General features: G+C 51.4%; 17 protein-coding genes, 1 tRNA gene, 1 pseudogene and 1 other annotated feature. Of the genes and pseudogenes, 12 read left to right on the forward strand and 7 right to left on the reverse strand.

Annotation, left to right across the window (positions count from 1 at the left end; genetic code table 11):
• The first annotated feature begins 112 nt into the window (after positions 1–112).
• The 5 genes from QCD60_RS21730 to QCD60_RS21750 all read left to right on the forward strand — a co-directional run bounded on the left by QCD60_RS21730 (position 113) and on the right by QCD60_RS21750 (position 5,709).
• A complete protein-coding gene (locus QCD60_RS21730; protein ID WP_104154143.1) occupies positions 113–544 on the forward strand; it encodes a hypothetical protein in 432 nt (143 codons plus the stop codon).
• Between the two features lie 154 nt (positions 545–698).
• On the forward strand, positions 699–1,754 hold the full coding sequence (locus QCD60_RS21735; protein WP_279788360.1) for a PLP-dependent cysteine synthase family protein: 1,056 nt from the start codon (positions 699–701) through the stop codon (positions 1,752–1,754).
• A 103-nt stretch (positions 1,755–1,857) separates the two neighbouring features.
• The gene (locus tag QCD60_RS21740; protein ID WP_279788363.1) at positions 1,858–3,438 is read left to right on the forward strand and encodes an ATP-binding protein; all 1,581 of its coding nucleotides are present in this window, start codon (positions 1,858–1,860) and stop codon (positions 3,436–3,438) included.
• A 92-nt stretch (positions 3,439–3,530) separates the two neighbouring features.
• On the forward strand, positions 3,531–3,974 hold the full coding sequence (locus QCD60_RS21745; RefSeq protein ID WP_279788365.1) for a response regulator: 444 nt from the start codon (positions 3,531–3,533) through the stop codon (positions 3,972–3,974).
• Position 3,975: 1 nt separating this feature from the next.
• The gene (locus QCD60_RS21750) at positions 3,976–5,709 is read left to right on the forward strand and encodes a GGDEF domain-containing response regulator (RefSeq protein WP_279788367.1); all 1,734 of its coding nucleotides are present in this window, start codon (positions 3,976–3,978) and stop codon (positions 5,707–5,709) included.
• Positions 5,710–5,993: 284 nt separating this feature from the next.
• Here QCD60_RS21750 and QCD60_RS21755 read toward each other — a convergent pair whose 3' ends face one another.
• Positions 5,994–6,200 (reverse strand): ribosome modulation factor, encoded by a 207-nt coding sequence (locus QCD60_RS21755; RefSeq protein WP_104154138.1) that lies wholly within the window; start codon positions 6,198–6,200, stop codon positions 5,994–5,996.
• Between the two features lie 455 nt (positions 6,201–6,655).
• Here QCD60_RS21755 and rlmKL point away from each other — a divergent pair, with 455 nt between their 5' ends.
• The 4 genes from rlmKL (at position 6,656) to prpC (ending at position 12,219) form a co-directional block, all read left to right on the forward strand.
• Positions 6,656–8,830 carry a bifunctional 23S rRNA (guanine(2069)-N(7))-methyltransferase RlmK/23S rRNA (guanine(2445)-N(2))-methyltransferase RlmL gene (rlmKL, locus tag QCD60_RS21760; RefSeq protein WP_279788368.1) on the forward strand — a complete coding sequence of 725 codons (2,175 nt, stop codon included), beginning with the start codon at positions 6,656–6,658 and terminating at the stop codon, positions 8,828–8,830.
• Between the two features lie 486 nt (positions 8,831–9,316).
• Positions 9,317–10,021 (forward strand): GntR family transcriptional regulator, encoded by a 705-nt coding sequence (locus QCD60_RS21765; RefSeq protein ID WP_110185482.1) that lies wholly within the window; start codon positions 9,317–9,319, stop codon positions 10,019–10,021.
• Positions 10,022–10,079: 58 nt separating this feature from the next.
• Positions 10,080–10,985 (forward strand): methylisocitrate lyase, encoded by a 906-nt coding sequence (gene prpB, locus QCD60_RS21770; RefSeq protein ID WP_279788372.1) that lies wholly within the window; start codon positions 10,080–10,082, stop codon positions 10,983–10,985.
• A gap of 103 nt (positions 10,986–11,088) precedes the next feature.
• Complete coding sequence (gene prpC / locus QCD60_RS21775; RefSeq protein WP_279788374.1) at positions 11,089–12,219, forward strand: 2-methylcitrate synthase; 1,131 nt, start codon at positions 11,089–11,091, stop codon at positions 12,217–12,219.
• 174 nt (positions 12,220–12,393) lie between these two features.
• Here the strand turns inward: prpC and QCD60_RS21780 are convergent.
• Both QCD60_RS21780 and QCD60_RS21785 read right to left on the reverse strand, forming a co-directional pair.
• Positions 12,394–13,609: pseudogene (locus QCD60_RS21780) on the reverse strand (IS3 family transposase).
• Positions 13,219–13,335, reverse strand: a sequence feature (AL1L pseudoknot). It overlaps the preceding pseudogene by 117 nt.
• Positions 13,610–13,762: 153 nt before the next feature.
• Positions 13,763–13,839 (reverse strand) — tRNA-Pro (locus tag QCD60_RS21785).
• 451 nt (positions 13,840–14,290) lie between these two features.
• Here QCD60_RS21785 and QCD60_RS21790 point away from each other — a divergent pair.
• The 3 genes from QCD60_RS21790 to QCD60_RS21800 all read left to right on the forward strand — a co-directional run bounded on the left by QCD60_RS21790 (position 14,291) and on the right by QCD60_RS21800 (position 15,804).
• Positions 14,291–14,623, forward strand: a complete 333-nt coding sequence (locus QCD60_RS21790; RefSeq protein WP_104154133.1) for a hypothetical protein — start codon at positions 14,291–14,293, stop codon at positions 14,621–14,623.
• 113 nt (positions 14,624–14,736) lie between these two features.
• Positions 14,737–15,165 carry a DUF2185 domain-containing protein gene (locus QCD60_RS21795; RefSeq protein ID WP_279788377.1) on the forward strand — a complete coding sequence of 143 codons (429 nt, stop codon included), beginning with the start codon at positions 14,737–14,739 and terminating at the stop codon, positions 15,163–15,165.
• Positions 15,166–15,321: 156 nt separating this feature from the next.
• Complete coding sequence (locus QCD60_RS21800) at positions 15,322–15,804, forward strand: S24 family peptidase (RefSeq protein WP_279788379.1); 483 nt, start codon at positions 15,322–15,324, stop codon at positions 15,802–15,804.
• Between the two features lie 93 nt (positions 15,805–15,897).
• Here the strand turns inward: QCD60_RS21800 and QCD60_RS21805 are convergent, their stop codons facing one another.
• The 4 genes from QCD60_RS21805 to aceB all read right to left on the reverse strand — a co-directional run bounded on the left by QCD60_RS21805 (position 15,898) and on the right by aceB (position 21,527).
• Entirely contained in the window at positions 15,898–17,535 is a 1,638-nt protein-coding gene (locus QCD60_RS21805) for an electron transfer flavoprotein-ubiquinone oxidoreductase (RefSeq protein WP_279791052.1), read from the reverse strand.
• 286 nt (positions 17,536–17,821) lie between these two features.
• Entirely contained in the window at positions 17,822–18,016 is a 195-nt protein-coding gene (locus QCD60_RS21810) for a hypothetical protein (protein WP_279788381.1), read from the reverse strand.
• 502 nt (positions 18,017–18,518) lie between these two features.
• Positions 18,519–19,832, reverse strand: coding sequence for an isocitrate lyase (gene aceA / locus QCD60_RS21815; protein WP_104154128.1), 1,314 nt, complete (start codon positions 19,830–19,832; stop codon positions 18,519–18,521).
• Between the two features lie 96 nt (positions 19,833–19,928).
• On the reverse strand, positions 19,929–21,527 hold the full coding sequence (gene aceB, locus QCD60_RS21820) for a malate synthase A (protein WP_279788384.1): 1,599 nt from the start codon (positions 21,525–21,527) through the stop codon (positions 19,929–19,931).
• Positions 21,528–21,876 lie beyond the last annotated feature (349 nt).

Genomic DNA, 21,876 nt, shown 5'->3' on the forward strand with positions numbered 1-21,876 from the left:
GATAGAAGTGAATTGTTACCGCTACTTGAATCCCCTCCGCAAACCACGCAAGATGTGCTCGATTTTCCTTTAATCAAGATCCGAACGGACACGGTGTTTCAGGTTTTAAAGTATGCGTAAATCTTCAGTACTGTTGTTATCAGTCCTACTTGCAGGATGCAATTTATTCGGGACAAAGGAAAAAAAGGAAGAGCCTGTTGCTGTCGTCAAGCCAGCGGAGCCTGTTCCGGCAGACGAGGTCAGGCTGGTTCTTGCCGGTGACTACAAAACCGTTTACCGCAAGGTGCTGCCTTTTATGCGTGGCTGCGATACTGGCAAGATCAGCCATCTTGATGCGCTGCTGGTTAAAGATGCCAACGGCTTTGGTGAAATCAAGATGAATGACAGCCTGGGTCCAGTTGTGACTGCACGTTTTGAGCAGTACAGCCCCTCAGAAACCCAATTGAAAGTGAAGTTTGCCAGCTTGAGTTGGGAACCTGTTGCCAAGACCGTGCTGAAGTGGGCTGATGGCACTCAACGTATCTGCCCGAAAAACCTCAAGTAATTTCAGGTCATGTTTACCTGCCAACCACACTGATTTGGCTGATTGGTGATGATTTGTTTTCAGCCAGATGGTGTGGTCGGTTTGTACCGCATGATTGCCTTCGGGTGACTGGACACTTATATAATGGAGGTCTCGATGACAGGAGGCGTTTGTTATGCAATGTGCCTGGGTACACGAAGCAATACGCAAGATCGAAGCTGACTTTCAGCGTTCTGCAGATACTCATCTTATAAAGCTCGATCTTCCCTTCCTCGATACCACACCTCTCTATCTTAAAGACGAAAGTACGCACCCAACGGGTAGTCTCAAACATCGCCTTGCACGTTCGCTGTTTCTGTACGGCTTGTGCAATGGTTGGATTCGCGAAGGCACGACGATCATTGAGTCCTCAAGCGGTAGCACCGCTATTTCTGAGGCCTACTTTGCGCGCCTGCTAGGCCTGCCGTTCATTGCTGTTATCCCTCAGACAACTGCCAGTAAAAAGATCCGCCAGATTGAGTTTTATGGTGGTCAGTGTCATTTGGTACCCGCGCCATCCATATATGACGAGTCGCAGCGTCTGGCTAAAGAGTTGAATGGCCACTACATGGATCAGTTTACTTATGCAGAGCGAGCGACGGATTGGCGAGGCAACAACAATATCGCTGAATCTATATTCCGGCAGATGGAGCGTGAACCCTTTCCTGTACCCGCCTGGGTGGTGATGAGTGCAGGAACAGGTGGTACCTCCGCTACCATTGGCAGGTATCTGCGTTATCAGTGCAAAGCTACGCGGCTTGGTGTCGTTGATCCTGATAACTCGGTTTTTCTGGATTACTACCGTAGTGGTGACCGAGCTCTGACCTCTTGCCAGGGTTCGCGTATAGAGGGTATTGGACGCCCGCGTGTGGAGCCTTCTTTTGTCGCCTCTGTGGTGGATGAAATGTGGCGTATCCCTGATGCGGCCTCTATTGCCACTATTCACTGGCTGGAGCGTGTATTGGGGAGGAAATGTGGGGCTAGTACGGGCACTAACGTGTACGGCGCATTGCAGTTAATCGCAAGAATGAAAGTCCATGGCGAGCAGGGCGCCGTGGTGACTTTAATTTGTGATAGCGGTGATCGATATCTTGACACGTACTATGACGCTGACTGGGTGCGTCGTAACGTGGGAGATCTGGAAGTCTATAGCCAGCAGCTCGCGCATTTTGTGTGTACAGGAGAGTGGTGAGATCCATATCTAACACATTGTTTTTATAAGACCCCTGGCTGGCACAATACAAAACCCTTGCTATATTGAGTTCAGTTATTCCTCCGCGCAGGAGTTGTTCTGCATGCACGAGATTGAAGCTGATCTGATAGGCGCAATGATTCGCCACTCGCCTGGAATATTTTTTCTCAAGAACTGTAACCTCGAATTTGAGCGTGTCAGTCAGAGCTTTCTCGATCTGTTTGGGCTGACAGAGGCGCAAGTGCTTGGACGGAAAGCGGAGGACGTGTTCGCGGGGGACCAGCGGCAATATGTGGAGATGGATCGGAAGGTGCTCGATACCGCGTCTCCATTATTCGTCGAAGAGCATTTTCTCCATCCAGTACAGGGGAGAGATGTATACCTGCAGACGGAAAAGTTTCCCGTCTATGACAAGCGCCACCGTCTGGTGGGAATATGCTCTGTCAGTCACGAAATTACTGAGCGAAAGATTTTAGAGCAGGCAACCCATGCCATCATTTCTGGGGTTTCCCGACGCTACAATCAGGATTTTTTTGAGCAGTTCGTATTGAAAATGCGCGAAGCAATGGAAGCTTCGTTTGTGTTTGTTGCTCGCTTGAAACCAGATGGCGAGCATGCAGAAATGATTGTTTTCTGCGGTGAACAGGGACTATTAACCCCCATCACCTATCGTCTTGAAGGCACTGCCAGCGGTCATAGTCTGGATAAACAACTGCAATTGTTAGCAGAAGGCGCTTCCAGACTGTTTCCCATGGACAATGAGTTGAGCTCGTTCAGGATCGAAGGTTATATCGGTGCGCCTTTGATTGATCAGCACAATGTCACCATGGGAGTGCTTGGAGCCATGTTCCGCAAACCCATCACCAATCCCGATTTTTGCTCTACTTTGTTCCGTATATTTTCTGATCGTATTGCCTCCGAGCTGGAGCGCATGGAGGCAGTGGATGCCCAGGCGATGTTGAATAAGGTACTGGAAGAGCGGGTTGTTGCTCGTACACGTGAGCTTGAAGCCGTCAATCAGGAGCTGGAAGCCTTCTCCTATTCGGTGTCTCATGATCTTCGCGCACCGCTGCGCGCACTTGACGGTTACAGCCATGCCTTGCTCGAGGACTACGAGCCGCAGCTGGATGACATGGGTAAGCTGTATCTCACACGTCTGAGGCTGGCAGCTCAACAAATGGGCTCTCTTATTGATTCCTTATTGGAGCTGTCCCGCGTTACTCGCACACATTTAAGTAGTGGTCAGGTCGATTTGTCTGAAATGGTGCAGGGTATTGTGAATGACTTGCGGCTGTCAGCACCAAACCGGCAAGTGGAAGTCACCATTGAGCCTGAACTCTATGTGGATGCTGATCCGAATTTATTGCATTCAGTAATGCAGAATCTTGTTGGTAATGCGTGGAAGTACAGCGCCAGGTGTGAGCGAGCTTCTATTCATGTAGGGCAGGAAGCTATCAATGGACGAATGGCCTTCTATGTAAAGGACAATGGCATAGGATTTGATGCGACACAGGCTACAAGGCTGTTTGTGCCTTTTCAGCGTCTGCATGACAAGAAGGACTTTGAGGGGACAGGAATTGGTTTGGCTACAGTGTCCCGCATTATCAAACGCCACGGCGGGAAGATTTGGGCTGAGTCGGCGCCGGGGCAGGGCAGTTGTTTTTTCTTTACACTGGCCGACTAATGCATTTAGTCTACACTGTAACTTTTTGTCTTGATTGAGGCTGACTGCAACAGCTGAATTCCAATCGGAGTACTCCATGGAGTGGCAAACTAATGCTGCGTGAAGGAACTATTCTTCTCGTTGAAGATAACCCTGATGATGAGCTCCTGACGCTCAGGGCATTCAAGAAAAACGATATCAATAATAAAGTGATCACTGCGCGTGATGGTCAGGAAGCACTGGATTATCTGTTTCGTCAGGGGCGTTTTGAGAATCGCCCTGCGCATGAAAAACCAGTTCTGGTATTGCTGGATCTCAATTTGCCTGGGGTGAATGGGCACGAAGTGCTGCGACAGATACGTATCCACGAGGAGACGTCAACGTATCCTGTGGTGATGCTGACAACGTCGAACGAGTCGCAGGATATTCATACCAGTTACGAGCTGGGTGCAAACAGTTTTGTACGTAAACCCGTCGATTTTGAGGACTTTATTGAGTCTGTCGGTAATATTTTGCGTTACTGGTTAAAAATTAATCTTCCTCCAATGGCCATCTGAGATGACTAACAGCCTTAAGTTGTTGCTTGTTGAAGACTCTCTTGACGATGAGTTACTGCTTACTCGCCATTTGAAAAAAAGTGGTTATGAGCTGACCCTGACCCGAGTTAGCAGTACCAGCGAGCTTGAGGCTCAGTTACAAGGTAGCGGTCGTTTTGACCTGGTGATTACTGACCATAGTCTGCCCGGATTTCAATCCACAGATGTCATTGCCATTACCCGCAGTCACTACCCGGACATGCCATTGATCGTTGTCTCAGGCAGTATTGGTGAAGAACTGGCTGTCGAAGCTCTGAAGGCCGGTGCCAATGACTATGTGCTGAAAGAGAATCTGACTCGCCTGGGGTCGTCCATTGAGCGTGAGCTGCGTGAAGTGGCGTCGCATCGTGCTCGTCGGGATGCTGAGGAGCGCCTGCACTACATGGCCTTTCATGATTCTCTTACGGGACTGTTCAATCGTTTTGCATTTGAACGTGCACTTGATCAGCTTAGTAAAAGAATTGGCCCGGACGATCGCCATACGTTGATTTTTATCGACCTTGATGACTTCAAGGTGGTGAATGATTGCTGTGGCCATCTTGCTGGCGATCAGCTCTTAGTACAGGTCGCTACCTTGTTCAGTCAGCGATTACCCGGAAATTTTCAGCTTTGTCGCGTCGGTGGGGATGAGTTCACCATTCTGATGGAAAACACCACCCTCAATGAGGGTCTGGATTTTGCTAACGACTTGCAGGATGAAATCCGGCAGTTCCGCTTCAACTGGCACAACAAGATGTTCTCCATTGGCGCCAGCATGGGTGCCGTCGAGATTACGGCGGCTCTGGCTGAAACCAATTCTATTCTGTCTGCGGCAGACATGGCCTGTTACTCGGCAAAAGACGCAGGCCGTGGTCGTGTGCATGTGTATGAAGAGCAGGATAGCTCCATTGTGACCATGCGTGAGCAATTGGGGTGGGTGCAAATCATTAATGAAGCGATGCAACAGGATCGCTTTACCGCATACTGGCAGCCTATCGTAAACCTCGGTCAATCCCATGATCGTCCAGCATTTTATGAGTTTCTGATGCGGCTGGAGCATGAGGGGAAACTGATCCCGCCTGGCGTATTCATACCCGCAGCAGAGCGTTATCACCTGATGAATCAGCTCGACCGGCATATGGTGCGGCTATGCTTCCGTCATATAGAGGCTCATCAGCTCAATCGTAATAGATGTATGTACTTCATCAACCTGTCAGGGGCAACGCTGAGTGATGCGCTGTTTCCCGATTACGTTGCTGAGCAGATGATATTGCACAGTATCTCCCCAGAGAATTTATGCTTTGAGATCACCGAGACGGCTGCCGTGTCTAATTTTCAGCAGGCTTGTCAGTTCATCGGGCGGTTAAGGGAGCTAGGTTGCCATTTTGCTCTGGATGATTTCGGGGCTGGCATGAGTTCATATGGCTATCTCAAGAATCTGCCTGTGGATTTCATCAAGATTGATGGAAGCTTTGTCAGAGATATCTGTGAAGACCCGATGAGTTACGCCATCGTGGAGTCAGTGAACCGCATCTGTCATGTGGCTGGCCTGAAGACCATTGCTGAGTTCGTTGAGAATGAAACGATCTACAATCGTCTCGTCGAAATCGGTGTTGATTATTGTCAGGGTTATGCCATTGCCCACCCTGAGCCTGTGCCTCAGATTAATCTTTTGGCGTCTGCCTCTGAAGCGCAACCTGCTCGCTTGATGAGTTAGCTGGGCTGGTCGCCGATTTCTCTTGCTTTTATTCAATTAGGCGTCACTTCCCTTATTGCCATTCTGTTGCTTAACGCCTTGGTACTTTAACGCCGCCTATATCCTGTCCCTTGGTGAGTAAACACAGTTAAGCTCTTTGATCTGCCGGGCTAAGGCTAACATCGATTTAAATAGTGGAGTGTCTCTGGGCTGCAGGGCACCAGAGCACTGTGGCTCTGGTGGTTGCGGTTAATGAAGTTACTACCGTGGAAAATGTTGTTTACAAATCTGATATGCCTGAGGGGTTAAACGATCATCGGATTGCGGTGAATTGCGGATACGCCTTCCATACCGTTCCAATAGTCTTCCCTGCCTGCGCGCCACCCGGTCATCCAGTTAGCCCTTTGGTCTAACTTAGTAAACTGGCATATATCTCTGGATTTGCCAGCAAGACCGGCCTGATAACCGCGTGAAAACATACGGTTGGACGTGTCGCGTTTCTGTCTTTTCATATCCGTGTGACCTCATTTTCAGGTTGACAGCAGGGCGATATGAACATCGCGATGCACAGCGCTTGAACAGCGGTAAAAAAGCGCTGTCATCGTTTTTTAGCAGTTTTGTAAAATCGTTGTCGAATAAATATGCGTTATAAAAAGCCTCTCCGTTATGATTTCAGTCGTTGTCTGATCCTGATTATTCAACAATATCAAGCGCTTGAGATGGTTTTTTCAAATTGCTGCCAGATATGTCAGATCACGATTTTTTTTCATAATTGCGCTGTTCAGACTCTGAGTTGATCAGCCGAAGGGAATATCAAACGGTTTCTTGGTGACGACGCCTTCGTCCAGTATCATTGTCAGTCCGGCGTGAACCGCCGAAGTGGGTCGCGATAATCCGCTGTAGAAGCCAGTTTGCCAATCTGCGATCCGCATCTGTTTTCATCTGTACTCTGGATACGAGTCTTTACATGTCAGAACACAAATACCTTGTTACCTGTCCGAAAGGGCTGGAGTTGCTGCTGGAGAATGAGTTATTGGAGCTGGGCGGCACCTCAGTCAAACAGACCGTCGCCGGGGTGTTCTGTCACGGAGAGATTGAGCTGGGATATCGCATCTGCCTGTGGTCTCGTCTGGCCAACCGTGTGCTGTTGATTCTTAATGAATGGGATGCAAGCAGTGCCGATGAACTGTATCTGGGTGTCAAATCTGTCAACTGGATGGAGCATATGGCAGCTGATGGGACGTTGGCCGTTGATTTCAATGGTCGTGCAGAAGATATCCGCCATAGCCATTTTGGTGCACTAAAAGTGAAGGATGCCATTGTCGATCAGTTGCGTGATCTGACAGGCAAGCGCCCTAATGTTGATGCGCAGGCTCCTGATCTGCGTGTGTCCGCCAGTCTGTTCAAGCATCGTGCAACAGTATCTATCGACCTTTCCGGAGATAGCCTTCATCGCCGTGGCTATCGGCAGGAAAGCGGCGCTGCGCCGTTAAAAGAGAACCTTGCCGCTGCCATCCTTATGCGTTCCGGATGGTCTGAGCTGGGTCAGAAAGGCAGTCGTTTAATCGATCCGATGTGTGGCTCTGGCACCCTATTGGTAGAAGCGGCATTGATGGCTCTGGACATTGCCCCAGGCCTCGCACGCTGGCGATATGGCTTCAATAACTGGAAGCAACATCAGGCCGCGTTGTGGCAGCAGCTGCGGAAAGAGGCTACCGAGCGTAAAGAAGCAGGACTGCTGCGGGGCTGTGCAGAAATTCGTGGTTACGATGAGGACCCGCGAGTGATTAAAGTGGCCGAGGCCAATATCGCCCGTGCTGGTTTGGAGAAGTGGGTACGTGTCTCCGTGCGTGAAGTGGGGCAGCTGGTCAAGCCTAGCCATGTCAGTGACGATCTTCCCGGGCTGTTAGTCTGCAACCCTCCGTACGGTGAGCGTCTCAGTGATGTTCCTGTGCTGGTACATCTCTATCGTTCACTTGGCGATCGCCTGATCGATCAGTTCAAAGGGTGGTATGCGGGCGTATTCACCGGCAATCCCGATCTCTGCAAACAGATGCGGTTGCGTTCAACCAAGCAATACAAGTTTTTCAATGGTGCGATTCCTTGTGAACTCGTGCTGTTTGACATATCTGAACCCTATATTTTTACCTCCCCATCTAAAGCCAAAGTAGAGACGTCAGTCGCAGCAGTCGAGGACCTTTCCGAAGGCGCAGCGATGTTTGCTAACCGGGTTCGCAAGAACCTCAAGGCGATGAGCAAATGGGTAGAACGCAATAAGATTGATGCGTATCGCCTCTATGATGCCGATATGCCTGAGTATGCGGTGGCGGTGGATGTGTATCGTGACTGGTTACACGTGCAGGAATATGCGCCACCTAAGTCAGTAGATGCGAAAAAGGCGCAACGACGCCTGGAGGAGGTGATAACAGCACTGCCTGTAGTCACTGGTGTTGCTCCGGAGCGGATTGTTCTCAAGCAGCGTCAGCGCCAGTCTGGTACGAATCAATATCAGCGCCTTGGGCAGCAAGGTGATTTGCTGGAGGTGATTGAGTCAGGCTGTAAGTTGTTGGTGAATTTGCATGATTATCTGGATACCGGGCTGTTCCTTGACCACCGGCCAACGCGTACGCAGCTGCAGTCGATCAGTAAAGGCAAGCGGTTCCTGAATCTGTTCTGCTATACCGCCACCGCCACTGTGCATGCTGCGAAGGGTGGTGCGCGCTCCACGACAAGTGTTGATATGTCCAAAACCTATCTGGAGTGGGGCAGAAAAAACATGGCCCTGAATGGTTTTGGTGAGCGCTTCCATCACTTTATTCAGGATGACTGTTTTAACTGGCTGAAGCAGTGCAAGGATCAGTTTGATGTCATCTTCATGGATCCACCGTCATTTTCTAACTCCAAACGTATGCTCGATGTACTGGATGTTCAGCGTGATCATGTACGGCTGATTCGGGAAGCTGTGCGATTGCTGTCTGATGATGGGGTGTTGCTGTTCTCCAATAATCTGCGGACTTTCAAGATGGACTATGAGTCACTGGCGAACCTGCAGATCAAAGATGTTACCAAGGCGTCACTGGACCCGGATTTTGCTCGCAATGAGAAAATTCACCAGTGTTTTGAAATCAGAAAAGCGCACTAGTTAGGCGCTCCTGGCATCCAGCCATTGAATTATCCTCTTACATGATTTGATAGCATCTGCAGTAGCAGATGCTATCGCAAATCTATCTTCTGCCTTTGTCTTCTATACCTTTCCGCTCAGGGCGTTCAGACACCTGCCTGATTATTCTTGTCACGTTTTGAGCGCCATCTTGCTGTCTGGGCTGAGAACTGTCTGATTCACAGACGCTTTCACCGTATCACAGCAGAAAGTGTCGACACTTTTGCTGTCTGCTATCTCTTTAATCGCATCAATTACCATCTTGGCTCAGCCTAAAAACTCTGTAGACCAATAGCAGACTCCAGGTTTTATAGGGGGTGGCTTAACTTTGATCCTGCTGGCGCGCAGAGTATAAGCAGATGCTACTTTCGTTTAATGTCGACAATTTGACCTTTTCAGCGGTTGACCCCAAAAATTCAGGAGTATAGAGTTGCCGAACTGAACATTGTCGACAATCTGAGAGTGTGTATGGCGAAGATTATCGAGCTTGAGCCTATAAAGATTGAAGCCCGCACCTTGGCAGATCGCGTATCTGAACAAATTGCGACGGCTATCGTCAAAGGTGAGCTACCACCGGGATACAAGATTAGCGAGCCTGAGCTGGCCCGGCAGTACGGTATCAGTCGAGGTCCGTTACGCGAGGCCATTCGCCGTCTTGAAGGTTTGCGCTTGTTGGTGCGTATACCGCATATCGGTGCCAGAGTGGTGTCATTGTCGACAAAAGAGTTGCTGGAAATCTATTACATACGTGAAGCAATGGAAGGAATGGCGGCTCGCCTTGCTGCCGAGAACATGACGGACGCTGAAATCGCCAGCCTGAGGCAACTGATTGAGCATCACGAGACCAGCCCCGATCTGCTGGAGAATCGGTCCTACTTTCAGAAGGAGGGCGATCTGGACTTCCACTATCGTATCGTTCAGGGCAGTAAAAACACCAAGCTGATCGAGTTGCTCGGTGGTGAGCTTTATCACCTGGTGCGTATGTATCGCTATCAGTTCAGTGCTGCCAGTAACCGGCCACGGCAGGCCTTGTTTGAGCATCGCAACATTGTTGAAGCCATAGCTCAGCGTGATGGTGAGCTGGCTGAAATTCTGATGCGCCGTCATGTCAGCAATTCAAGAAAGAATGTTGAGCAACGCTTGCAAGAGCAGCAGTTGCAAGAGTCCCAGTAATAACAATGATCTTCGGTAACTACCCACAGCGGGAAGGTCAACAACAGGTAAGACAAAGATGAGCAATTCCAGTACATCAAGATTGTCTGCCGGTCAGCGTTTTCGTGCTGCACTGGAGAGCAACAAGCCTTTACAAATTGTCGGCACCATCAATGCCTATTGCGCCATGATGGCTGAGCGCGTAGGCCATCAGGCGGTCTATTTGTCTGGTGGTGGTGTGGCAAACGCTTCTTACGGTCTGCCTGATCTGGGTATGACATCCATGAATGATGTGCTGGAAGACGTCAGGCGTATTACTGCCGCCGTGCAGACACCGCTAATGGTCGACATCGATACCGGTTGGGGGGGTGCGTTCAATATTTCCCGCACCATCAAGGAAATGGAACGTGCCGGCGCCGCCGCCGTTCATATCGAGGATCAGGTAGCACAAAAACGCTGTGGTCACCGTCCGAACAAGGAAATTGTCAGCCAGGAAGAGATGGTAGACCGGATCAAGGCGGCTGTGGATGCTCGCCAGGATGACAGCTTCTTTATCATGGCGAGAACGGATGCCTTCCAGAAAGATGGCTTGAATGCTGCGATCGACAGGGCACAAGCCTGTCTGGAGGCCGGTGCGGATGGTATTTTCGCTGAGGCGGTACACACGCTGGAAGACTATCGAGCCTTCTCTGACGGATTAGGTGGCGCCCACTTGCTCGCCAACATCACTGAGTTTGGTGCAACGCCTCTGTTCAACAAGGACGAGCTGGCAGCGCACGGTGCTACCATGGTGCTCTATCCGTTATCCGCATTCCGGGCAATGAATCTGGCGGCGCTGAAGGTGTATCAGAATCTTCTGGAGAAAGGGGATCAGAAGGATGTCGTTGATCTGATGCAGACCCGGATGGAACTGTACGACTTTCTCAACTATCACAGTTTCGAGCAAAAACTCGATGCGCTCTTTGCCCAGGGTAAAAATAAGTAGATCGAAATAACAACAACTAATGCATCTGCGGGGCTGCACTCTGCTGCAGCCCGGATGTCCTCACGGCCGGCCGAGACCGGACATGATGATAAGGAGAAACTCCATGGCTGAAGCGAAACAACTGAGTGGGGCTGGCTTGCGTGGTCAGGTAGCGGGTGATACTGCCTTGTGCACCGTCGGCAAGACGGGGGCGGGTTTGACCTATCGTGGTTACGATATGGCTGAGCTGGCTGATAAGGCAGAGTTTGAAGAAGTCGCCTACTTACTGTTGTACGGCAAACTGCCCAACCGGGCCGAGTTATCCGCGTATAAAAGCAAGCTGAAAAGCCTGCGTGCATTGCCCGCAGCATTAAAGTCGGTACTGGAGCTGATCCCCGCTGATGCACATCCTATGGATGTCATGCGCACAGGCTGCTCGATGCTGGGCAATCTGGAGACAGAACATGATTTCTCCGGACAGCATGATAGTGTCGATCGCATGCTGGCCGTATTTCCCTCGATAATCAATTACTGGTACCGCTTCAGTCATGAGGGTGTTCGTATCGAAACGGCGACCGATGATGACTCTATTGCCGCTCACTTCCTGCACTTGCTACATGGTAAGAAGCCTTCGGAGCTGCATGTCAAAGTCATGCACGCATCGCTGATTCTCTATGCAGAGCATGAGTTCAATGCTTCTACTTTTGCGGCGAGAGTCTGTGCGTCGACTCTGTCTGATATACATTCCTGTATCACTGCGGCCATCGGTACGCTGCGCGGTCCATTGCATGGTGGTGCTAACGAAGCTGCCATGGAAATGATTCAGGACTGGACCTCTCCAGATCAGGCTGAGCAGGAACTGCTTGGTAAACTCGAGCGAAAAGAGAAGGTGATGGGCTTTGGTCACGCCATCTATCGGGAGAGTGACCCTCGCAACGCAATCATCAAAAAATGGTCGGGGCAGTTGGCAGAAGAGGTGGGTGACAAGTTGCTGTATCCAGTCTCTGTGCGCTGCGAAGAAGTGATGTGGCGTGAGAAAAAGCTATTCTGTAATGCCGATTTTTTCCATGCTTCGGCTTACCACTTCATGGGTATTCCAACCAAGCTCTTCACTCCTATTTTCGTATGTTCGCGTCTGACGGGGTGGGCTGCACATGTGATGGAGCAGCGTGCCAACAATCGTATTATTCGGCCCAGTGCAAACTATACGGGCCCAGAAGCAGAAGCATGGGTAGATATTGATCAGCGCGATTAAAGCGTTGAGTCTCAGATTTACTACGGAATGGCAGGCATAAAGTCCTGCCATTTTTACATCTGCCTGGTGTGTTCGTACATCTGGTATGCGGTTAGCCGTATGCAGGTGTTTAGACTCTTCTAGGCATACACGGTGTGAACCACCCCGAGTTTTGCGGAGGCTGGTTGGTTTGAGTCAAGCCGCAATGGCCTGACTCCCGAGGTTGCGGTAGTAGTTTGCCTCAGCTTCTGCCGGTGGAATATAGCCAAGTGGCTCAAGCAGCCGCTGGTGATTGAACCACGACACCCAATTGAGGGTCGCCAGTTCCACCTCTTCCAGGCTGCGCCAGCGGCGCCGGTGGATCACTTCGGCCTTGTACAGACCGTTGATCGTCTCTGCCAGCGCGTTGTCGTAGCTGTCGCCCTTGCTGCCCACCGATGGCGCGACCCCCATCTCAGCCAGCCGCTCGCTGTAACGCAGCGACACATACTGCGAGCCCCGGTCGCTGTGGTGGATCAGCGCGTTCCGCTCTGGCCGTCGGGCGTATAGCGCCTGCTCCAGCGCATCCAGCACGAAGTCGGTGCTCATGCTGCGGCTCACGCGCCAGCCGACAATGAAACGCGAGAATACATCCACCACGAAGGCCACATACACGAACCCTTGCCAGGTCGAAACATAGGTGAAATCCGAGACCCATAGCTGGTTGGGGCGCTGGGCTACGAACTGCCGATTAACCCGATCCAGCGGGCAGGGCCTGCTTTCATCTCCATGGGGGGTTCGCACCGCCTTGCCCCGGCGTACGCCATGCAGTCCTAACCGTTTCATCACTCGCTCCACCGTACAGCGGGCCACGGCAACGCCCTGGCGCTTGAGCGCACGCCACACCTTGTCAGCACCGTAGACCTGCAGGTTCTCTTCCCAGACCCGCCGAATGTCGTGGCTGAGCGCCTCATCGCGCTTGTCTCGGCGGCTGCGCAGGTCCGGCTGACGTTGTCGTGCAACATGGCGCCGGTAAGCGGACGGGGCAATCTGCAGAACCTTGCAGAGCGGCTCGACCCCGAACCGCGCCCGCTGTTGGTCGATGAACGATCTTATGACTTGAAGCGGCGGTCGAGCTCCGCCTGGGCAAAAAACGCGCTGGCCAGACGCAGGATCTCGTTGGTTTTGCGCAGCTCCCGCACCTCGCGCTCCAACGACCTGATCCGCTCCTGCTCGCGAGTGGTCAATCACGCTGACCCGTATCACGCTCATACTGGCGCACCCAGTTACACAACGTCTGTGGGTTACAGCCTATCTTGCTGGCGATCGATACGATCGCAGCCCACTGAGACTCATGCTCACCGCGCTGCTCAAACATCATCCGTACCGCACGCTCACGGACTTCAGGGGAAAACTTGCTGTTCTTTTTCATGGCTCCATCTTCTCAAAAGTTGGAGCCTCCGCGAAAGCCGGGGCGGTTCAGTGAGCAATTATAGGGAGAGACAGAGATAGACAGGCAGAGACAAGAAAGCCCGCATGGGGCGGGCTTTTCAAGGGATTTTGTAGACAGATATAAACAGTAGTCTGGTCGGAGAAACAGGATTCGAACCTGCGACCCCTGCCTCCCGAAGGCAGTGCTCTACCAAGCTGAGCTACTCTCCGATCTGATGCCAGGAAGTGATGACTTGGTATCAGTGATGGTCTGCTCAAGTATATTCATCCGTTCTTGTATTGCAAGATAACCTGTTGTTTGAAAAAGTGTTTGTTTGACTTTTACCGTTACCTGATGAATTGCCATAAGGCTGGCCATTTCTAGGGGTAGGGTTACCATAAGGTTATTCGGGATATAACCATCAAAAGGTGTCGCAGTACGCTGTATGCCAGTGGTTTTTTGTCTGAGTGTCCATCAGATTCCCGGGAGTTGGGTCAGAATATGGAATGTTCTGTCACTCTGACGTCATTCTTCCAATCAACTCTTCCTAAGCGCGGTCTGAAGGTGGTTGTACCTACTTTGTTGTGTCTAATATGGTTTTAACGGTTTGCTGAATGGCTTTCCAATTAGTGAGCAGCTGTTCTGAGCCGCTTCCGAAACTAGAAAGAAAAGGTGGTTAGTGTGCGACGTAACAAGAAGATTCAGCATTTTGTAGAAATCGCTACCATGCTAACTGAAGAAGGTGTTCTGACTCTCCACGCGTCTCTGGTCATTGCTTATCTGATGGAGCATGAGCAGGCGCTGATGAGGGAAATGATCGCTCATACAGACTTGTCCCGTCGTGGACTGGAGAAGATTCTGGCCAACCTCGCCAGTAAAGGACTCGCTGAAAAAGTTCAGATAGAGGAAACCATTCCCGAAGGTAATACTTCAGGAAGGGGAGACAGGATTGCGTGGCGTTTGAGCAGTACTTTCAAAGGTCAGCTGGGATATCGAATAAATCTGATGAAGTAGTCAGTCACATCATGGCTCGGTGTGAGTCACCACGGGGCGTACCGGGGTTTACAGGCACGGGACAGGCTGTATAGTAGCCCCGGCAAACGACGCTACCGGAGAGGTTTGAAGACGTGACGGCGAGAGGCGACGAAACAGAAAAAGGCCAGACTAAGCAAGGTTTTCTGGCGCTGGTATCCAGGCTTTGCTTTGGTGATGAAGCATGCCCTGTACGCTTTATGTACAAGACGGTTCCCGCTCATTTGAATGACACCGGCTGGCGCATGTACTCGGGTTACGAGGACGAAGAAATGCTGCATGACGTCGAGGCCATGGTGGTCTACCCCATTGATGCCCTGTGTTCTCGGGATGAGTCACTTGCCGATTTGCTTGAATATAACGCAGGTACGGTCTGGGAACGGGCTCCCGGCAGTGACTGGCAGCGTGTGCATGACTACAAGATCCCCAGCGATCATGTTGAAGTTTGGATTTCTAACGATATCGTCGAGGCTGCCAGTAAGCTCGCAGATGAAGATGAATCGAAGCCTGTTGCCTGGCAATGAGCATGAGAGTGCTTCCTGACAGTCTCTAGTCTGCGCTGAGTGAATGTATCAGCGAAATGTAAACCCAGCTTCGGCTGGGTTTACTGTTTTTATATCCAGTAAAATTTGTGATTTAAGAAAAGATGTGTATATTTGTCCAGTAGTTGGAGGTCGGATATGCAACAGACTCAATTGCCATCAATGGAAATCCCTCAAGGTCTGGCCATGGTAAAACGTGCCAGAAAGTCATCAATGCGCCCAGCGGGAATCTGGAGCCTCAAGCCAGCTCAGTTGATGCTGCCTGTTTTTAGTAGTGTGGGGGTGGACGAAGAATCAGGAGAGGCGGAGCAGAGCTTCGACTTGTCTGACTATCTGGAAAGAGACCGCCATGATTTCGTCTATGAAGCTTTTGAGCGCTGCTTGCCATCTGGCATTGACTACGGTGATGTGCTGATACTTAACGGTCGCATGCAGGCTCACAGAGGGGATCTGGTGCTGGTTCAGTCTGAGGATGACATCAGCCTCAAACGGCTGGAGTATGAAGAGGGCCGGCCCTGGCTGTGGGTAGATGATCCAGAGCCTGTGGGGATGCCGATTGAGGATGGGCAGTCATTCCAGATTCTGGGTGTCGTGACGCGCGTGATACATGCTCTTAAGTAGTTGCTGGTTGAGTGTTGTCAGTGATAGTGCGAACCCTGGCTGAGCAGGGCTCGCGACCGTTAGCCATAGAGCGATGAACTAACGACTACTACATCACATATTCGGATAGTTGGGGCCACCTGAACCTTCTGGTGGCACCCAGTCGATGTTCTGCGAAGGATCCTTGATATCACACGTCTTGCAGTGCACGCAGTTCTGAGCGTTGATCTGCAGGCGCTTCTCTCCATCATCCTGCTCAACGACCTCATACACCCCTGCAGGGCAGTATCGCTGTGCTGGTTCTGCAAAACGCGGCAGGTTGATGCTGATGGGGATGGCTGAGTCTTTCAGGCGCAGGTGGCAAGGCTGATCTTCTTCGTGATTGGTATTGGATAGAAATACCGATGACAGTTTGTCGAAACTCAGTTTGCCGTCAGGCTTGGGGTAGCTGATGGGAGTGAATTCGGCAGCTGGCTTTAGCTGAGCGTAGTCTTCGGTTTCATCTTTCAGTGTCAGCGGGATTTTTCCGTTGAAAATGTTCTGATCGATAAAGTTGAAAGCGCCACCCAGATAGGTGCCGAATTTATGCAGTGCGGGCCCGAAGTTGCGTGCACGATAGAGTTCATCGTAAACCCAGCTGGCCTTGAAGTTCTCGGTATATTCGGTCAGCTCGCGACTTCCCTCATCACCCTGTGCCAGTGCTGTAAATAACGTCTCAGCGGCGACCATGCCGGATTTCATGGCAGTATGTACGCCCTTGATTTTGGCGAAGTTCAACGTGCCAGCATCACAGCCTACCAGCAGCCCACCGGGGAAGGTCATTTTCGGCAAACTATTGAAGCCACCTTTGGTAATGGCACGGGCACCATAGGCTACCCGCTTGCCCCCCTCCAGATGCTTGCTCAGGATGGGGTGATGCTTGCAGCGCTGAAACTCATCAAAGGGGCTCAGGTAGGGGTTGCTGTAGCTGAGGTCAGTAATCAGACCGACAACCACCTGATTGTTTTCCAGGTGATAGAGGAAAGAGCCTCCTGATGCTCCATTTTCTTCCAGTGGCCAACCTGCTGTGTGGACAACCAGGCCTGGCCGGCTCCTGGCAGGGTCGATATCCCATAATTCTTTGATACCGATGCCATAGTGCTGAGGCGTTGCGTCACGATCCAGAGCGAACTGCTTGATCAGACGTTTGCCCAGGTGCCCTCGACAGCCTTCGGCAAAGACGGTGTATTTGGCGCGTAGCTCCATGCCAGGCATGTAGCCATCTTTCTCAGTGCCGTCAGCGGCGATGCCCATGTCACCTGTGATGATGCCTTTAACGACGTTGTCTTCAATGATCAGCTCCTGTGCGGCAAAGCCCGGGAATATTTCCACGCCCAGTTCTTCTGCCTGGGTCGCCAGCCAACGGGTGAGGTTGCCAAGGCTGATGATGTAATTGCCGTGGTTGGTCATGGTGCTGGGAATGACGGCATGCGGTGTCTTTACTGATTTCTCTGCATCGCGGAGAAAGTAGACTTCATCATCACTAACAGGGGTGGTAAGGGGAGCGCCTTTGGCTTGCCAGTCGGGGAAGAGTTCATTCAGCGCTCTGGGTTCAAGCACTGCGCCAGAGAGAATATGGGCACCGACTTCTGAGCCTTTCTCTACCAGGCACACACTCAGAGTCTGCTCCTTCTCATTGGCTAACTGCATCAGGCGGCATGCAGTTGAGAGCCCAGAGGGCCCAGCGCCAATGATGACAACATCAAACTCCATTGATTCACGTTCCACGGTTCACCCTCCGGTTCTTTTTATTCATTGCTCGTGACTGATGTGGCTGGGTGCAGTTTATGCACTGCACACCTTTAAAGTTTGCCCGAGACTACCTTTCGCACCTTGAGCAGGCAATAACATAATGGTGCGAGGCTTCTGACAAAATCGTTTATAAAACAGCGCCATGATGCTCTGGGTAGCGCTATAGCTGGTATCGCTGTACTTACAGCCGGACTGATATACGTCATCTATAGCTGACGTTATACGTCAGTCCGACGTTCTGTATTGTTTATGGTAGCCGGCGGCGCTGGTTCAGCTTCTCTCGGCAGTCAGGTAGCTTTTGCTGCAGCAGCGTCGTTTCGTTGTCAAGCAATTCATTCGGCTGACGTGTAATAAAATGCAGGATCACCTCTGCAGCTAATCCACTCTTCAGAAAGTCTGAACTGGCCGCGAGGTCAAGTGCTTCAACATCAATTTCATTCAAGAAAATGGCTTGACTTCTGCATTTATCCACCAGAGAAACGGATGTGTTAATTTCTGATCACTTTGACGAGTATATTCAACTCGCAGTCGCCAAGTGTTGCAAGAAATTGCTGTCTGAGCTATTTGGTTTTCTAAATATCTGATTTATATAGGCTTAAAAACTGGTTAAAAAATGATCAGTTTGTTGATGCTGGCATGAACTCGGGCTTTAAATGACGTATTCATAACTCTTTCCACAAGGTTATCCACATTATCTTTGGATAACCTGCTGCAGCCTAGAGTTCATGGGCCTTGAGCCAGGGTCAGGTTAGCGTTTTGCTTTTCTGTGAATAAAAAAAGGGCCACTCAGGGCCCTATCATGGCTGCTCATAACTGTCCATATCGAATGATCATTAGATATCTAATGAGCAAGGCCATTTAAAAGGGCATCCTTGCCCTACGACAGAAGTAATCAGAAGTTTCAGTAAAGGAGCGATCCTTTAACTTGCGCACACGTTAAGTGATCAGTGGAATTGCTCCTCTTCGGTAGAGCCCGTCAGTGCAGTGACGGATGACTTCCCACCCTGGATAACCGTTGTAACGTCATCAAAGTACCCGGTGCCTACTTCCTGCTGATGCGCAACAAAGGTGTAGCCACGCTCAGCTGCAGCAAACTCGGGCTCCTGAACCATGTTGACGTAATGTTTCATGCCTTCGCCACGAGCGTAGTGGTAGGCCAGATCGAACATGTTGAACCACATGTTGTGGATACCGGCCAGTGTGATGAACTGGTACTTGTATCCCATGGCTGACAGCTCTTCCTGGAACTTGGCAATGGTTTTGTCATCCAGGTTTTTCTTCCAGTTGAAGGAAGGAGAGCAGTTATACGCCAGCAGCTGATCGGGGTACTCCTTGTGGATGGCATCGGCAAAGCGGCGAGCCTCATCCAGGTTGGGAGTGGCGGTTTCACACCAGATCATATCCGCGTAAGGGGCATAGGCCAGGCCACGAGCGATGGCCTGATCAAGGCCGGCGCGGGTACGGTAGAAACCTTCAGCGGTGCGGTCACCCATCACAAACGGCTTGTCGTAATCATCACAGTCAGAGGTCAGCAGGTCTGCCGCGTTGGCGTCGGTGCGGGCCAGAATAATAGTAGGCACGCCACAGACGTCAGCAGCCAGACGCGCGGCTACCAGTTTTTGCACGGCTTCCTGTGTAGGCACCAGTACCTTACCGCCCATATGGCCGCACTTCTTCACGGAAGCCAGCTGGTCTTCAAAGTGCACGCCAGAGGCACCGGCTTCAATCATCGATTTCATCAGTTCGTAGGCGTTGAGCACACCACCGAAACCTGCCTCCGCATCAGCAACGATAGGAGCGAAGTAATCGATGAAGTTGTTGTCGCCGGGATTGACGCCTTTCTGCCACTGCACCTGATCAGCGCGACGGAACGTGTTGTTGATACGCTTTACTACCGTGGGTACGGAGTCCACGGGGTAGAGTGACTGATCAGGGTACATGGACTGATAGCTGTTGTTGTCCGCCGCCACCTGCCAGCCTGACAGGTAAATAGCCTCAATACCGGCTTTGACCTGTTGCATGGCCTGACCACCTGTCAGTGCACCCAGACAGTTGACGTAGCCTTTCTTGGCATCGCCGTTGACCAGTTTCCACAGTTTCTCTGCACCCATCTTGGCCAGCGTCAGCTCAGGCATGACGGAACCACGTAACCGCACGACATCTTCTGCACTGTAAGGACGGGTAATCCCTTTCCAGCGGGGGTTTTCTTTCCAGTCTTTTTCCAGAGCAGCAATCTGTTCAGCACGAGTCAAGGTCATGGTTATTTCCTCTCGGATAGATGTTTTTATTCTCATTACCGCTACAGCTGTTCTCGGTATGAGAAAACAGGTTTAGGTAACTGATGGAGGTAAATGTCAGTCCAGCGCCTGATAGCCAGGCAAGGTCAAAAACTCTACCAATTCGTCATCAGTGGTGATCTGGTCGAGAATAGTGATGGCTTTCTCAAAGCGTCCTGCCTGCCATCTGCTTTCCCCTAGTTCTGACCTGACTACCTGAGCTTCTTCTGCCAGCATCTGACGGAGGAGGGCCTTGGTGACGACCTGGCCGTTGTCGAGGGTTTTCTGGTTCTGTATCCATTGCCAGATTGAAGTGCGGGAGATTTCAGCGGTCGCTGCATCTTCCATCAAACCGTAGATAGGGACGCATCCGTTGCCTGATATCCAGGCTTCGATGTACTGCAGCGCTACCCGAATATTGGTGCGCATGCCCTGTTCGGTACGGACACCTTCAGAGGGTTGCAGCAACAGGCTGGCGGTGATGGGGGTGTCCTCATCGCGCAGTACGTGAAGCTGGTTGGAGCGATTCCCCAGATAGTGGTTGAAGACAGCCATGGCGGTATCGGCCAGCCCAGGATGTGCCACCCAGGTGCCATCATGGCCATTGCGTGCTTCGCGATCCTTGTCTGCCGTCACCCGGGCCAGAACCTTTTCATTCTCCTGCGGATCTTTGGCAGGGATGAATGCCGCCATGCCACCCATCGCCATTGCACCACGCTTGTGGCAGGTGCGAATCAGCAGACGTGAATAGGCATCCAGAAACGGCTGATCCATGGTCACCACCTGACGATCAGGTAACACCCGGTCGGCATGTCTGCGCAGGGTTTTTATGTAGCTGAAAATGTAGTCCCAGCGGCCGCAGTTGAGGGCGACAATGTGCTCACGCAGGGCGAACAGAATCTCATCCATCTCGAATACGGCAGGAAGAGTTTCAATCAATACCGTTGCTTTGATGGTACCGGTAGGCACCTTGAAACGCTGTTCGGCAAAGTGGAAAACCTTGCTCCACCAGGCGGCTTCTTTATAGCTCTGCAACTTGGGCAGGTAGAAGTACATGCCGCTGCCCTTGGCCTGACGAATGCCGAGGTTGTGGAAGAAGTACAGAGCAAAATCCATCAGACAGCCGGGAATAGCTTCCCCTTTATAAACGATATGCTTCTCAGGCAGGTGCAGGCCGCGAACACGGGCCAGCAGCATGGCTGGTTGATCCTTCAGGCAGTAATGCTTGCCGGTTTCAGGGTGGGTGTACTCAATGGTGCCGAGGTTAGCGTCACGCAGGTTCGCCTGACCTTCTACAACACCATCCCAGGTTGGAGACTGCGCATCCTCGAAGTCCGCCATGAAAACCTTGACGTTGGCATTCATGGCATTGATGACCATCTTGCGCTCAACGGGACCGGTAATCTCTACCCGGCGGTCCTGCAGGTCAGCGGGAATGCCAGCAATTTTCCAGTGGCTTTCGCGAATGTCGCGGGTCTCAGCGAGAAAGTCCGGCAATTGCCCGTTGTCGATTTCAGACTGACGGCGGTCGCGATCTTTCAGCAATTGTTTGAGGGCTGGAGCGAATTCATGCACCAGCTCAGTGAGAAACTCGACGGCATCTGCGCTCAGGATGGCGTCATAGCCAGGCTTCATCTCACCGGTGATCTGTAATCCTTGTTGTTCTTGTGTGGTCATCTGACTACACCTCAAATCCAGTGGCGTTAAACGGTGCCCTAAGGGCGCGGGTCTGACCGAAAAGCGGTCGTTAGGCTGATTAGGCTAGGGTGGCAGCTTGTTGGGCTTGGCCACCAAGTCTGTCAGGGTTGACCTGGACGCTTGGGCGACGTGTAGCAGTCAGATATCGATAATCGGGGTGGTGTTTATCGGTTGACTTTGGGTCGCTAGCCGTTGGAGGAAATGATGGACGCGAGGAATGTCAAGGTCAATGAGGCTTCGGTGCAGTGCGGAAAATGTAATATTTTTACATGGTGCAATGCACAAAATAATGTAGTTAAACTACCGGTTTGTAGTGACTCAAGTTTTA

Origin of the sequence: Pokkaliibacter sp. MBI-7 (genome assembly GCF_029846635.1) — a bacterium.
Lineage (GTDB): Bacteria > Pseudomonadota > Gammaproteobacteria > Pseudomonadales > Balneatricaceae > Pokkaliibacter.

Excerpts from the sequence above, each read along its gene's own strand:
- QCD60_RS21730 (WP_104154143.1), top strand. The coding sequence starts at position 113 with ATGCGTAAATCTTCAGTACTGTTGTTATCAGTCCTACTTGCAGGATGC.
- QCD60_RS21735 (WP_279788360.1), top strand. The coding sequence starts at position 699 with ATGCAATGTGCCTGGGTACACGAAGCAATACGCAAGATCGAAGCTGAC.
- QCD60_RS21740 (WP_279788363.1), top strand. The coding sequence starts at position 1,858 with ATGCACGAGATTGAAGCTGATCTGATAGGCGCAATGATTCGCCACTCG.
- QCD60_RS21745 (WP_279788365.1), top strand. The coding sequence starts at position 3,531 with ATGCTGCGTGAAGGAACTATTCTTCTCGTTGAAGATAACCCTGATGAT.
- QCD60_RS21750 (WP_279788367.1), top strand. The coding sequence starts at position 3,976 with ATGACTAACAGCCTTAAGTTGTTGCTTGTTGAAGACTCTCTTGACGAT.
- QCD60_RS21755 (WP_104154138.1), bottom strand. The coding sequence starts at position 6,200 with ATGAAAAGACAGAAACGCGACACGTCCAACCGTATGTTTTCACGCGGT.
- rlmKL (WP_279788368.1), top strand. The coding sequence starts at position 6,656 with ATGTCAGAACACAAATACCTTGTTACCTGTCCGAAAGGGCTGGAGTTG.
- QCD60_RS21765 (WP_110185482.1), top strand. The coding sequence starts at position 9,317 with ATGGCGAAGATTATCGAGCTTGAGCCTATAAAGATTGAAGCCCGCACC.
- prpB (WP_279788372.1), top strand. The coding sequence starts at position 10,080 with ATGAGCAATTCCAGTACATCAAGATTGTCTGCCGGTCAGCGTTTTCGT.
- prpC (WP_279788374.1), top strand. The coding sequence starts at position 11,089 with ATGGCTGAAGCGAAACAACTGAGTGGGGCTGGCTTGCGTGGTCAGGTA.
- QCD60_RS21800 (WP_279788379.1), top strand. The coding sequence starts at position 15,322 with ATGCAACAGACTCAATTGCCATCAATGGAAATCCCTCAAGGTCTGGCC.
- QCD60_RS21805 (WP_279791052.1), bottom strand. The coding sequence starts at position 17,535 with ATGGAGTTTGATGTTGTCATCATTGGCGCTGGGCCCTCTGGGCTCTCA.
- aceA (WP_104154128.1), bottom strand. The coding sequence starts at position 19,832 with ATGACCTTGACTCGTGCTGAACAGATTGCTGCTCTGGAAAAAGACTGG.
- aceB (WP_279788384.1), bottom strand. The coding sequence starts at position 21,527 with ATGACCACACAAGAACAACAAGGATTACAGATCACCGGTGAGATGAAG.